An 11,979-nucleotide genomic window follows, 5' to 3' on the forward strand; every position below is an offset into this window, starting at 1 on the left:
AGCCCATGCTCTTCATTAATACCCGACCTCAAGATCGTGCAGAGGCCTTAACTCAGGCTTTGCAACAACAGCATATTGAGGTCATTGATTTGCCCTTGTTGCAGCTTTCTGCACAGCCGTGGTCGGAGCAACTGGCTAATTTATATGCCCAGTTGCCTCACACGCATATTATTGTGGTGGTTAGTCCGACTGCTGTCGATATTGGGATGCAATATTTAGCCCGAAGCCAAATATCATTGCAGGATTTGCAGCATATACGTTGGGTGGCTGTGGGCGAAAAAACTGCAGAAGTTTTAAGTGGATATGGTCTTTACAGTGAAGTCCCACAGGTTGAAACTTCCGAAGGGATGCTGAGTTTGCCGTGTTTGCAAAATTTGAAAGTCGGCACACAAATTGCCTTTTGGCGTGGTGTGGGCGGTCGGCAATTTATGATGCAAACACTACTTGATCAGGGGATGCAGATCCATAATTTTGTATTGTATCGGCGGGAGTGTCCTGCCAGTTCTATTGAAAAAATGCAGGCAGTACGCGCACGTTTAATACAATCTTCAGAATTTATCATGATGATCAGCAGTGAAGCCAGTTGGTTAAACTGGCTAAGCTTAATTCAGCGGGATTTCGATCTACTGAACAAAGGTCATTATTGGGTATTGGGTGATCGTTTAGAGAAAATTTTGCTCGATTATCAAACGCAGCATCATACAAAATATAACGTATTCAAGTTGACCCATTTAAAAACAGAATTAATATTGCAGCAAATGATGCGCATGCAAGGAAAACTATGAAAAAACTGGTTGTGATAGTGGTGTTGATCGCTTTGGTCTGGATCGTCAAATTAAGTTTTGATGTGATGCAAATTTCAGCGCAACAACAGCAACTCAGTCAAAGTTTGCATCTTGTAGAAAAAACCAATGCCAATTTAAATGATCAGTTGGTGGCTTTGCAGCGCCGTAATTATACCCAAGATGCGCCAGAACAGTCCGCAGTATCCAGCGCTGTGCAGCAAGAAGATGCGATTCAACCAGTAGATATGGTGGCGCAGCAATTGGATTTGGTGGAATTTTCCTTACAGCAACAACAATTTCACTATGCGACTGAAAAACTGGCAAATTTAGACCGTGAGTTAAACGAATATGCGTTAGCCCCTGCTTTGAAACAAAGTTTGCACCAAGTTATTCAGCAAGATCAGAAACAAATTCAACAATTTATAACAACACGTGATGCGCAATATCAACAAGTAGGTCAGTTGTTACAACAGTTAGATCAACAATTAAAACAGCAAGCTCAACAACCTGAGCTGAACCCTGCCGATGTCGATGATCGTTTTTTTTGGCAAAAATGGCTGAGTATTGAATCTGCCAAGCAACCTGCGACACAGTTGATGCAGCGCCAGATTATTTTAAAAGAAGCACAATTGCGTCTATTGCTGGCTCGACAAGTCTTTATGCAAGGTCAATATGTGCAATACCAACAAGAAGTGAATGACATTATTCAGTTATTACAACAATTACCTGATCAGAAAGCACAGCAATTGGTTCAGCAATTAGAAAAAATTAAAAATTTAAATATCGTTCCAACACCAAGTTTAAAAACGCGTGCTTTATTGGGGGCGGTGTAAATGAAACAGATTTTACTCGCCTATGTGGTGGTCAGTATTGTACTGGTCGCTTTGCTGAGCGTACTGAGTTATGGGTATGGTTCAGGCTATGTTTATGTGTATTGGCGCGAATGGCAATTACAAACCAATATTTGGTTGTTGTTGTTCTTTTTCTTATCGATCAGTGTTTCACTACAAATTTTATGGTTGTTGTTAAAGCGTTATTTTAGCCGTGAGCAGCGTAAGGTTGAAACAGTATTTAACTTTAAAAATCTGCATCCTTATGAGCAATTCGCGGTCATTTGGTTGCTAGATGCTGCAGAAGATCAACACCAATTTATTCGACAGGTGTTTGCCCAGTCAGGTTTGCTGAAAGGGGTGATGGAAGCACGTATGTACTCCATTCAACAGCAATATCCGCAAGCATTGGCTGCTTTAAATCAAAGCAGTTCTATGGCGTTTGAGTTGGCAGAAATACAGCGTATTGAAATTTATTTGGCGCAGCAACAACCTGAACAAGCTTTGACGCATTTAGAGTTTTTGAATCAGCACGAATTATCGCCGTGGTTATTTAAAGTCAAAACGGCTTATCAAAAGCGTCTAATTGCCTTGTGGGGCGAATTTGCCACGCAATATCCTTGGCATTATTTACGTTCGACCAAATACGGGCATTTAGATGCAGACACCAAGCAAAAGTGGCTGACTGAGTTATTAACCCAATTTGAGCAGGCTGATGCAGAAAATTTACAGGCTTTGCAGCAGCGTTATAGTGATTTAAGTGAGCAGATTTTCAGTCAGTCTTATGCCATTCAGGTGTTGTGGTTGAAGTTATTGTCGCGTCTGCCTGATTTGGCCGCACAACATGAACGTCTTGCGGTACAGATGTTGAGTGAACAGTTTAATCAGGAAGTGTTTTATTTATGGTTCCAACAGCAGTTGTTAAAACAACAACCTGATTATGCCAAAATTGAAAAGCAAATAAATCTGTGGGAACAGAAATACCCTGCATTACCTGTATTTAGTTTTGCCAAATGGCATATTTTTACAGCAACAGCGCGTTATTCAGAAGCCGAGCAATTACTGGATTTATATCCTGAACACGTATTAATGAGTTATTTAAGAGTTAAATCTAATTTAAAAGATCAGCCTGAATTATTAAAACAGTTAAATTTAATCTTTGAAAATAATTCTAATTTTGTCGAAATTAAAATTTAAGGGTGAGTTGTGTTAACACTAGCAGATTATCCAATTGTTTTTGAGCAGCGTGTTGCATGGGGAGATATGGATGCTTTTGGGCATGTCAATAATGTGATCTATTACCGTTATATTGAAAGTGCGCGTTTATATTATTTAGACCATTTAAAAATTTTACAGCAAGATGTTTTGACTGTGATTGCCTCAAATCAGTGCAAATATATACGTCCTGTGGTTTATCCTGATATTTTAAAAATTGGCGTTCGGGTAGAAGAATTGCGTAATAGTGCCATGCGTATGCATTATTTAATCCACAGTGAAGCACAGCAAATGGTGGTGGCAGAGGCAGATGCGGTGATTGTATGTGTAGATCGCGTCAATATGCAAAAAACCTTAATCCCTGAAAATGTACGCGCGGGTATTCATAAAATAGAAAAAACCGTACCGCATATTCTTGATTAAATCTTAATAATCAGTTCATAATATGTCCGACTGTTATTTATATGTAGAGTAGTAGATTTTTTATTGACGCTTCGGTTTGATAAAAATAGAATGAATCTGCTTAATTTAATAACTGAATATAAAAAGCATAGTTTTTGGAGTAAGTATGATGCCTGATATTAGCAATTTGTCTGTAGAACAGTTAAAGCGTTTACAAGCTGAAGCGGAAGCATTAATTGCCACGAAAAAAGATCAAGCAATTGAAGATGCCTATAATCAAATTTTAGCGATTGCAGACAATTTGGGTTTAAGCATTGAGCAGATTTTGGAAGTTGGCGAAAGCAAGCGTAAGAAAAGCCCACGTAAAACTGTAGCGCCACGTTATCGTAGCAAAATCAATTCTACAGATACTTGGACTGGTCGTGGTAAAAAACCACGCTGGTTAGTCGCTGAATTAGAAAAAGGTGCAAAACTTGAAGATTTTCTAATCTAAGCTTCATCAATTTGTCATTGATTTGACTTAGAGTTCAAAAACCAAGCAATACGGCTTGGTTTTTTTATCTGTATCAATTGGCGACGCCGAAAAAGTGTGCATAATGTGTGAGTGTTGTAAAAAGTCATTCATAGAAAAATTAGTAAGGTTGGTCGTGGTGGCATGATAAAGAAACCCAAATACATCACGTGGTGGATTTTCGCCCTCATTGCATTTTTGTTTTTTGTGTTATTACAAATTCCAGCAGCGTGGTTAATTTCAAAATTTTATAAAAATAATCAGACCTTACATAATGTGAGTGGCAATATCTGGAAGGGACAAGCCGATTGGCACAATGGACAGTTACGTGGTTCTTTAAGTTGGAATACACGTCCTTTAGATTTGGTTTTATTGCGTGTCGCTGCCGATGTTGAAGTACACAGTGGTAATACTAAACTCGAAGGCATTGTTGGCTATCGTTTTGGTAGCGTCTTGGTGCAATCTTTAGATGGGCAAGTTGCGCCAGAAACCTTAAAAAGTATTGTGGATTGGCAGTGGCCAAGTAATGCGATTCAACTCAAAGACATTCATTTGAATTTTAAAAAACAGCAAGGCTTCACCAAAGCCAAAGGACAACTGCAGTGGGCGGGTGGCGAATTGCTGTATCGTTTTGCTCAGCGCCAAGACCGTATGAATATCCCTGCGTTAAAAGGCAGTTTGTCCGATGAAAATGGCAAACTGTTATTTGATATTCGCGATCAACGTGAACAAAAAATGCTGAATATTGCGCTTGATCAAAGCTTGATGCTAGATGTGCAACTCACGCAACGCTTATTGATGAATATCGCCTCTTATGAAGGCAAAGCGGGCTTAGATACCTATGTGATCAGCACTCGCCAACCTCTATTAAAAGGAGGTTTCTAATGCGTACACTCTCTGAACGATTAGGGAATTTGCACTGGAAGCAGTTTGATCGTGCTGCGCCAGTATTTTTAGCTTTTTTGATTTTGTATCTGTGTTGGAAACTGGCGAGTTTATTTTGGTGGGTTGTTGCGCCGCCCCAAGTCATGCAAATTGATCGGGTGGAGTTGGGTTCACAGCAACCACAAATCCCGAATATTACCTCCTTTGCATTGTTTCAAGAACTTGGGCGCAGCAACACTGCCGATGATCAATTAAATATGACTTTGCAAGGTGTAGTGGTTGGGCAGCCGAGTCAGTTTTCTTCTGCGGTCATTAAAGTGAATGAGGTGGCAGAGCGTTACCGTGTGGGTGATGTGATTGATTTGAGTCAGTACCAATTGGCAGAAGTCTACTGGGATCGGGTGATTTTACGTCATAGCAGTGGCGCGACGCGTGAAGTATTGTTTAAAGGTATTGAAAATGGTTTAAATCAACCTATCGCACCTTTAATTCCAAGTGGTAATCAAGCTCCTGTAACTGCACCTACGCAGTCCGCACAACCGTATAATGCCATTGGACAGGCAGTGCAGCGCATACAGGAAGATCGCGAACAATACTTAAAAGAGATGGGTGTTGAAGCAAATACGGGCAATGGTTATGAAGTGACTACACGTACGCCAGCCGCTTTAAGAAATAAACTGGGTTTACAGCCAGGTGACCGTATTTTGTCTTTAAATGGGCAAAACGTCGGGCAAGGACAAAGCGATGCACAATTGCTTGAACAGGCACGTCGTGAAGGTCAAGTGAAATTAGAAATAAAACGTGGTGATCAAGTGATGACCATACAACAAAATTTTTAAATGGATCGGCATCGTAACTACATGCAGAGACATATTTAGGGTTAGGAAACACAGTAGATTATGGCTTTATTGAATTATGAGCGTCCATTTTGGGCATTACTGGCTGCTGCACCGCTTGTTGCAATGGTGAGTACTGCAAGTCATGCGCAAACCTGGAAAATTAATTTACGTGATGCGGACTTAACTGCATTTATTAATGAAGTGGCCGATATTACGGGCAAGAACTTTGCAGTCGATCCGCGTGTGCGTGGCAATGTCACGGTGATTTCCAACAAAGCCCTGAATAAAAATGAAGTCTATGACCTGTTTTTAGGCGTATTGAATGTGAATGGTGTGGTGGCAATACCATCAGGCAATACCATTCGCCTTGTACCTGACAGCAATGTAAAAAGCTCAGGCATTCCCTATGATGGTCGTCAAAATGCGCGTGGTGACCAAATTGTAACGCGAGTGATTTGGCTAGAAAATACCAATGCCAATGACCTGATTCCTGCTTTACGTCCGCTCATGCCTCAGTTTGCGCATTTGTCTGCGGTCGGGGGCACCAATGCTCTAATCGTGTCTGATCGTGCCAGTAACATTTATCAGTTAGAAAGCATTATTCGTAACCTAGATGGTACGGGGCAAAATGACATTGAAGCGATTAGCCTGCAATCCAGTCAAGCCGAAGAAGTCATTGGCTTGCTTGAGTCGATGAGTTCGACAGGGGCAGCGAAAGATGTTAAAGGTTCGCGTGTGCGTATTGTGGCGGACAACCGTACCAATCGTATTATCATCAAAGGCGATACCGCAACACGTAAACGCATTCGTCAAATGATTGAAATGATGGATGTGCCTGCGGCAGATCGTTTGGGTGGTTTGAAGGTTTTTCGCTTGAAATATGCCAGTGCACAGAATTTAGCAGAAATATTGCAAGGTCTGGTTTCAGGACAGGCGGTGAGCAGCAGCTCTAATGCAAATAGCAACAGTAACAACAACAGTGCTAGTAATTTAAGCAGCACCAATAACAACACAGGTAATTCATCGACTATTTCCACCCCAAGTATTAATTTGGGTGGCAGCTCGAATAGCAACAATCAAAACAACATCACCAGTTTTAATGGTAATGGTGTCAGTATTATTGCCGATGGCTCGCAAAATGCTTTGGTGGTCAAAGCCGATCCGCAGTTGATGCGTGAAATTGAATCGGCCATTCAGCAACTAGATACCCGTCGTCAACAAGTGTTGATTGAAGCTGCGATTATAGAAGTGGAAGGTACCGATGCCGACCAATTGGGTGTGCAGTGGGCATTGGGCGATTTAAGCAGCGGTATCGGTCTAATTAATTTTGACAATATTGGTGCAAGTTTAAAAAATGTTGCTGCAGGCTATTTAACTGGTGGTGCAGCAGGCGCAGGCAGTGCGATTGGTGCAGGTACGTCATTGGTGTTGGGTGATTATCGTGAAGGTCGTGATGGTTCACGCAAGCTATATGGTGCGATGATTCAGGCCTTGAAGGAAAAAACCAAATCCAATTTATTGTCTACGCCATCTATTGTGACCATGGACAATGAAGAAGCCTATATTGTGGTTGGTGAAAACGTTCCTTTTGTAACAGGTTCATTATCTACCAATGGTGGTGTGGCAAATCCGTATACCACTATTGAACGTAAAGATGTCGGGGTTACTTTAAAAGTCGTGCCACATATTGGTGAAGGCGGAACACTACGCTTGGAAGTTGAACAAGAAGTGTCAGATGTCAAAGCCAATAAAGGTCAGGCGCAGGATTTAGTCACCAGCAAACGCGCAATTAAAACTTCTATTTTGGCCGAGCACGGACAAACCATTGTCTTAGGTGGCTTAATTTCTGATAACTCGGTTTATAGTCGTCAGGCTGTGCCAGGTTTGGGTGCTATTCCAGGGTTGGGGCGTTTATTCCGTTCCGATGGTCAATCTAATCAAAAACGTAATTTATTGATTTTTATTCACCCAACCATTGTGGGAGATAGTCAGGATATTCGCCGTATTTCGCAGCAGCGTTATAGCCAATTGTATAGCCTTCAGTTGGCAATGGATGCCGATGGTAGCTTTGCTAAACTGCCTGAGAATGTTGGCGATGTTTATCAGCAGCGTTTGCCTGTATCTCGAGTTGCGCCGCAAACAGGAACTTATCAAACCTTACCATCAGCAGTGTCTGCAAACCGCACAGCAACGGTGGTGAGCACCCCTGTTGCGATTGAGCCTGCGGTACAGCGCCAAAACGTAGTTTTGCCGCAGCAGGAAGTCAGCAAAACTAAAAATACAGTCACTACGACCACAATTCGCGCTACACCTTAATCGTATCCTGCGCAGATTGTGGTTGAGGGCATGTTATGATGTCGCCAAATCACACGAGAGAAGTTATTTATGACTTGGAAAATACAAGCAATTAGCGGTGAATTTACTGGCCAAGAAATTAGTATCGACCGTGATATGTTGGTGGGGCGTCATCAAAGTGCAGATTTGGTGCTGCAATCGGCAGAAATTTCACGTAAACATGCGGCTTTTTTACTTAAAGAACAAGCGCTGTATGTGCAAGATTTAAATTCTTCCAACGGCACTTTTGTAAATGATTTACGCATTGCCGATGAAACCTTACTTAAAGAAGGTGATATCGTCCAATTTGCCAGCTTAAAGTTTTCAGTATTTGCGCCTGCGGTTGAATTGGAACATGCGGCAGATGTCGCCGAAACTGCTGAAAAAGTCACAGCACAAACAGAAAAAACACCTGCACAGCAAATGAACGAGCAGGGAATGCCTGAATTGAATCAACGTGACAGTTCTGTTCAATTAAACCGAGATGGTATGCCGCAAGGCGTGGCAGTACCAAAACCAGCACCTATTCCAGAAGGCGTGGATATTCATGCAGTTCCAGCAGAGCCAACACCTGTGTCTGTCGAGCAGCCTGTTTCTCGTGTGGAACAAGAGAAAGAACAGCAAAAAAATGCTTCTGTTGGCTTGATTTCACTGATTGTCTTGGTGATTTTGGCAGTTTTGGCTTGGCTATTGTTTAAATAAGCAGCCTTTGCTTTACAATCAAGGCATGCGATCGCATGCCTTTGTTCATTTAGGGGGAAGAATGTCTATTGCTCAGCTTGATACACGTCAAGTCATTTTATTTGATTTAGATGGCACTTTGGTCGATTCTGCGACAGATTTATACCGCGCCATGAACATGAGTTTAAATGCACTGCAACTGCCTTTGGTAACACTGGAACAAGTGCGAACTTGGGTGGGGAAGGGAACTGCGGTATTTTGCAATAGTGTCTTATCGCACTTAATGGGCGAAGTTCATCCTGAACAGCAACAACAGCTACTGAACACCTTCTTAGAAATTTATAATGCCGATCCGTGTATCGACACACAACCATTCCCGGGCATTATTGAATTTTTGGACTGGGCAAAAGCACAACAAAAAACCTTAGTTTGTGTGACCAATAAACCTGAACTACCTGCTCGTGCCATTGTTGAAGCATTAGAGATGCAACACTATTTTGCTGATGTGATTGGTGGAGATCGCTTTGAGGAGCGTAAACCACACCCGCGTCAATTGCTGCATTGTGTTGAACATTATCAAGTGGAGAAGTCTCAAGTCTTGATGATTGGTGATTCTTCTAATGATGTTGAAGCCGCACGTCGAGCGGGGATTGATTGTATTGTGGTCAGCTACGGCTATAATCATGGTGAGCCGATTGCCAATTGTCAGCCGCAACAAATTGTGGATAATTTAACTGAATTGTTAAATATTTAAGATTCAAAAATCAAATAATTTTACGCTAATTGCTATAAAGGATATCAATATGAGTCAGGCTGTAATGCCCATATTTCGATGGCGACGCTAGTCAATCTACAACCGTCCTTCACTTCGTCTTATCGAAAACATTGCTACATCGAAATATAGAGAGCTTCACATGACCACTCTGACTCAATTTGAACAACTTAAAGCAGCAGGCTACAACCTCATTCCTGTATATCGCCAGCGTTTGGCCGATACCGAAACTCCATTGTCGGTATTTGCACGTTTGAAGCAGCATCAACAAGCCTATTTGTTTGAGTCTGTAGAAGGTGGTGAAAACTGGGCACGTTATTCAATTATTGGTTTGGGTGAATCTACAGTTTTCTCCTGTAATGCGGGTGAACTCACCATCCAACATGCTGACGGTTCAATCGAAAAACAAACTTGTGCACAGCCGTTTCAGTATATCCGCGATTTTCAAGCGCAATTTAAAGTGCCTACGCAAGCTGACTTGCCTGAATTGCCAAGCTTTACAGGTGGTTTGGTGGGTTATTTTGGTTACGATGCAGTGCGTTATATCGAACCGCGTTTAAAAAACGTGCCTGCAGCAGATCCAGTCGGTTTGCCTGATATTTGGATGATGTTGTCTAAAACAGTCATCGTGTTTGATAACTTAAAAGATACCTTGTTCTTAATTGTGCATGCCGATGCAGCGCAGGCAGATGCTTATGACAAGGCACAACAACAACTCGATGCACTAGAAGAAATTTTAGCAACCCCGATTAGTCTAAAAGCAGAAAAACATACGCCACCACATTTTGAATCGCTTACAGGCAAAGAAAAATTCTTGGCGACCATTGATACCGTCAAAGAATACATTCGTGCAGGCGATGTTATGCAAGTGGTGCCTGGACATCGCATGGTGTCAGATTTTGATGGTGAGCCGTTACAGGTTTATCGTGCTTTGCGCCATCTCAACCCATCGCCGTACTTATTCTTGGTACAAGGCAAAACTTTGGGCGATGATCAGCCGTTTCATATTGTGGGCTCATCACCTGAAATTTTATCGCGTTTGGAAAATGGTATTGCCACTGTGCGTCCTTTAGCAGGTACACGCCCGCGCGGTAAAACCAAAGAAGAAGATTTGGCACTTGAGCAAGATTTGTTGTCGGATGAAAAAGAAATTGCCGAACACTTAATGCTGATTGACTTGGGGCGTAATGATGTCGGGCGTATCGCCAAAATTGGTAAAGTACAAGTGACTGATCAAATGGTGATCGAGCGTTATTCGCATGTCATGCATATTGTGTCCAATGTGCAAGGTGAAGTGCGTGACGATGTCGATGCTTTGGATGTTTTTCAGGCAACTTTCCCTGCAGGGACACTTTCGGGTGCACCAAAAATTCGTGCCATGGAAATTATTGATGAAGTTGAGCCTATAAAACGTGGTGTTTTTGGTGGTGCTGTTGGTTATTTAGGCTGGCATGGCGAAATGGACATGTCGATTGCGATTCGTACCTGTGTTATTCGTCAAAATAAGGTCTATGTGCAGGCAGGCGCAGGTCTAGTTGCGGACTCAAATCCTGAATCTGAATGGAATGAAACCCAAATAAAAGCTCGCGCAGTGATCAAAGCGGTTGAATTATCATCAAATGGATTGATTTTATGAGTTTTTAGCGTTTTTTTTGAAAAAAACACTTGCACGGATTTCAAGTTTTGCTAAACTGCACACCGTTCCGATACGAAACGTACGAAACACTAAGAAACGCCGGCATAGCTCAGTTGGTAGAGCAACTGACTTGTAATCAGTAGGTCCACAGTTCGAATCCGTGTGCCGGCACCATCTTAGGGAGTTTGAGTTGTTAAGTAAAGAACGAACACTGAGTAAGTGTGAAAATGGTGGGATTCCCGAGCGGTCAAAGGGAGCAGACTGTAACTCTGCCGCGTAAGCTTCGAAGGTTCGAATCCTTCTCCCACCACCATTAACTTCGATAGAAGTGGTAATTACCAACATAGATGCGGGAGTAGCTCAGTTGGTAGAGCGGCAGCCTTCCAAGCTGCATGTCGCGAGTTCGATCCTCGTCTCCCGCTCCATCGAAGGATTTGTCGCTCTTATAGCTCAGTGGTAGAGCACTCCCTTGGTAAGGGAGAGGTCTCGAGTTCAAATCTCGATAAGAGCTCCAGATACAGTTTAGCGATTATTCGTACAAGATTTTCAAAAAGCAGGCTTATTAGTCTGCTTTTCAAGTATTAGGTGTCTAGTTTTTTAGGCGATATGTCGGGGCAGAGTTTTACTCAGCATTGTGTTCGACGTAAACGAGGAAGATGAACATGGCTAAGGCTAAGTTTGAACGTAATAAGCCACACGTTAACGTGGGCACAATCGGTCACGTTGACCATGGTAAAACAACTTTAACAGCTGCGATTGCTACAGTATGTGCACGTAAGTTTGGTGGTGAAGCGAAAGATTACGCTGCTATCGACTCTGCACCAGAAGAAAAAGCACGTGGTATTACAATTAATACTTCTCACGTAGAATACGACTCCCCAACTCGTCACTACGCGCACGTAGACTGCCCAGGTCACGCCGACTATGTTAAAAACATGATCACTGGTGCTGCTCAGATGGATGGTGCGATCCTTGTTTGTTCAGCGACTGATGGTCCAATGCCACAAACTCGTGAACACATCCTTCTTTCTCGTCAGGTAGGTGTACCTTACATCATCGTATTCTTAAACAAATGCGATATCGTAGACG

The 11,979-nt window shown here is 42.3% G+C and carries 12 protein-coding genes and 4 tRNA genes; all 16 read left to right on the forward strand.

Annotated features, from left to right (window positions below; translation table 11 throughout):
• Positions 1 to 5 precede the first annotated feature (5 nt).
• Complete coding sequence (locus FTT71_RS09520) at positions 6 to 785, forward strand: uroporphyrinogen-III synthase (RefSeq protein WP_180160902.1); 780 nt, start codon at positions 6 to 8, stop codon at positions 783 to 785.
• Positions 782 to 1,618 (forward strand): hypothetical protein, encoded by an 837-nt coding sequence (locus FTT71_RS09525; RefSeq protein WP_180160903.1) that lies wholly within the window; start codon positions 782 to 784, stop codon positions 1,616 to 1,618. The genes FTT71_RS09520 and FTT71_RS09525 overlap by 4 nt, the downstream gene beginning before the upstream one ends.
• Positions 1,619 to 2,812, forward strand: a complete 1,194-nt coding sequence (locus FTT71_RS09530) for a heme biosynthesis protein HemY (protein WP_180160904.1) — start codon at positions 1,619 to 1,621, stop codon at positions 2,810 to 2,812.
• Between the two features lie 9 nt (positions 2,813 to 2,821).
• A complete protein-coding gene (locus FTT71_RS09535; protein WP_004975749.1) occupies positions 2,822 to 3,253 on the forward strand; it encodes a thioesterase family protein in 432 nt (143 codons plus the stop codon).
• 145 nt (positions 3,254 to 3,398) lie between these two features.
• Positions 3,399 to 3,725, forward strand: a complete 327-nt coding sequence (locus FTT71_RS09540) for an H-NS family nucleoid-associated regulatory protein (protein WP_004975751.1) — start codon at positions 3,399 to 3,401, stop codon at positions 3,723 to 3,725.
• Between the two features lie 162 nt (positions 3,726 to 3,887).
• On the forward strand, positions 3,888 to 4,628 hold the full coding sequence (gene gspN / locus FTT71_RS09545; RefSeq protein ID WP_180160905.1) for a type II secretion system protein N: 741 nt from the start codon (positions 3,888 to 3,890) through the stop codon (positions 4,626 to 4,628).
• Positions 4,628 to 5,467 carry a type II secretion system protein N gene (locus tag FTT71_RS09550; RefSeq protein ID WP_180160906.1) on the forward strand — a complete coding sequence of 280 codons (840 nt, stop codon included), beginning with the start codon at positions 4,628 to 4,630 and terminating at the stop codon, positions 5,465 to 5,467. Before gspN ends, FTT71_RS09550 begins: the two co-directional genes overlap by 1 nt.
• A gap of 60 nt (positions 5,468 to 5,527) precedes the next feature.
• Complete coding sequence (gene gspD, locus FTT71_RS09555) at positions 5,528 to 7,783, forward strand: type II secretion system secretin GspD (protein WP_180160907.1); 2,256 nt, start codon at positions 5,528 to 5,530, stop codon at positions 7,781 to 7,783.
• Between the two features lie 69 nt (positions 7,784 to 7,852).
• On the forward strand, positions 7,853 to 8,503 hold the full coding sequence (locus tag FTT71_RS09560) for an FHA domain-containing protein (protein WP_004975761.1): 651 nt from the start codon (positions 7,853 to 7,855) through the stop codon (positions 8,501 to 8,503).
• A gap of 61 nt (positions 8,504 to 8,564) precedes the next feature.
• Complete coding sequence (locus FTT71_RS09565; protein ID WP_004975764.1) at positions 8,565 to 9,236, forward strand: phosphoglycolate phosphatase; 672 nt, start codon at positions 8,565 to 8,567, stop codon at positions 9,234 to 9,236.
• Between the two features lie 160 nt (positions 9,237 to 9,396).
• Entirely contained in the window at positions 9,397 to 10,890 is a 1,494-nt protein-coding gene (gene trpE / locus FTT71_RS09570; protein WP_180160908.1) for an anthranilate synthase component I, read from the forward strand.
• A 98-nt stretch (positions 10,891 to 10,988) separates the two neighbouring features.
• Positions 10,989 to 11,064, forward strand: a tRNA-Thr gene (locus FTT71_RS09575).
• Between the two features lie 55 nt (positions 11,065 to 11,119).
• A tRNA-Tyr gene (locus FTT71_RS09580) sits at positions 11,120 to 11,203 on the forward strand.
• A gap of 36 nt (positions 11,204 to 11,239) precedes the next feature.
• Positions 11,240 to 11,315, forward strand: a tRNA-Gly gene (locus FTT71_RS09585).
• 14 nt (positions 11,316 to 11,329) lie between these two features.
• Positions 11,330 to 11,404 (forward strand) — tRNA-Thr (locus FTT71_RS09590).
• 148 nt (positions 11,405 to 11,552) lie between these two features.
• Positions 11,553 to 11,979: GTP-binding protein (locus FTT71_RS09595; RefSeq protein ID WP_136144171.1), on the forward strand; the 427-nt coding region annotated here is incomplete at its 3' end.

It is taken from the genome of Acinetobacter sp. YH01004 (assembly GCF_013420455.1).
Lineage (GTDB): Bacteria > Pseudomonadota > Gammaproteobacteria > Pseudomonadales > Moraxellaceae > Acinetobacter > Acinetobacter towneri.

What these genes read in the sequence shown, in the direction of transcription:
- FTT71_RS09520 (WP_180160902.1), top strand. Translation starts at nt 6, where the DNA reads ATGCTCTTCATTAATACCCGACCTCAAGATCGTGCAGAGGCCTTAACT.
- FTT71_RS09525 (WP_180160903.1), top strand. Translation starts at nt 782, where the DNA reads ATGAAAAAACTGGTTGTGATAGTGGTGTTGATCGCTTTGGTCTGGATC.
- FTT71_RS09530 (WP_180160904.1), top strand. Translation starts at nt 1,619, where the DNA reads ATGAAACAGATTTTACTCGCCTATGTGGTGGTCAGTATTGTACTGGTC.
- FTT71_RS09540 (WP_004975751.1), top strand. Translation starts at nt 3,399, where the DNA reads ATGATGCCTGATATTAGCAATTTGTCTGTAGAACAGTTAAAGCGTTTA.
- gspN (WP_180160905.1), top strand. Translation starts at nt 3,888, where the DNA reads ATGATAAAGAAACCCAAATACATCACGTGGTGGATTTTCGCCCTCATT.
- FTT71_RS09550 (WP_180160906.1), top strand. Translation starts at nt 4,628, where the DNA reads ATGCGTACACTCTCTGAACGATTAGGGAATTTGCACTGGAAGCAGTTT.
- gspD (WP_180160907.1), top strand. Translation starts at nt 5,528, where the DNA reads ATGGCTTTATTGAATTATGAGCGTCCATTTTGGGCATTACTGGCTGCT.
- FTT71_RS09560 (WP_004975761.1), top strand. Translation starts at nt 7,853, where the DNA reads ATGACTTGGAAAATACAAGCAATTAGCGGTGAATTTACTGGCCAAGAA.
- FTT71_RS09565 (WP_004975764.1), top strand. Translation starts at nt 8,565, where the DNA reads ATGTCTATTGCTCAGCTTGATACACGTCAAGTCATTTTATTTGATTTA.
- trpE (WP_180160908.1), top strand. Translation starts at nt 9,397, where the DNA reads ATGACCACTCTGACTCAATTTGAACAACTTAAAGCAGCAGGCTACAAC.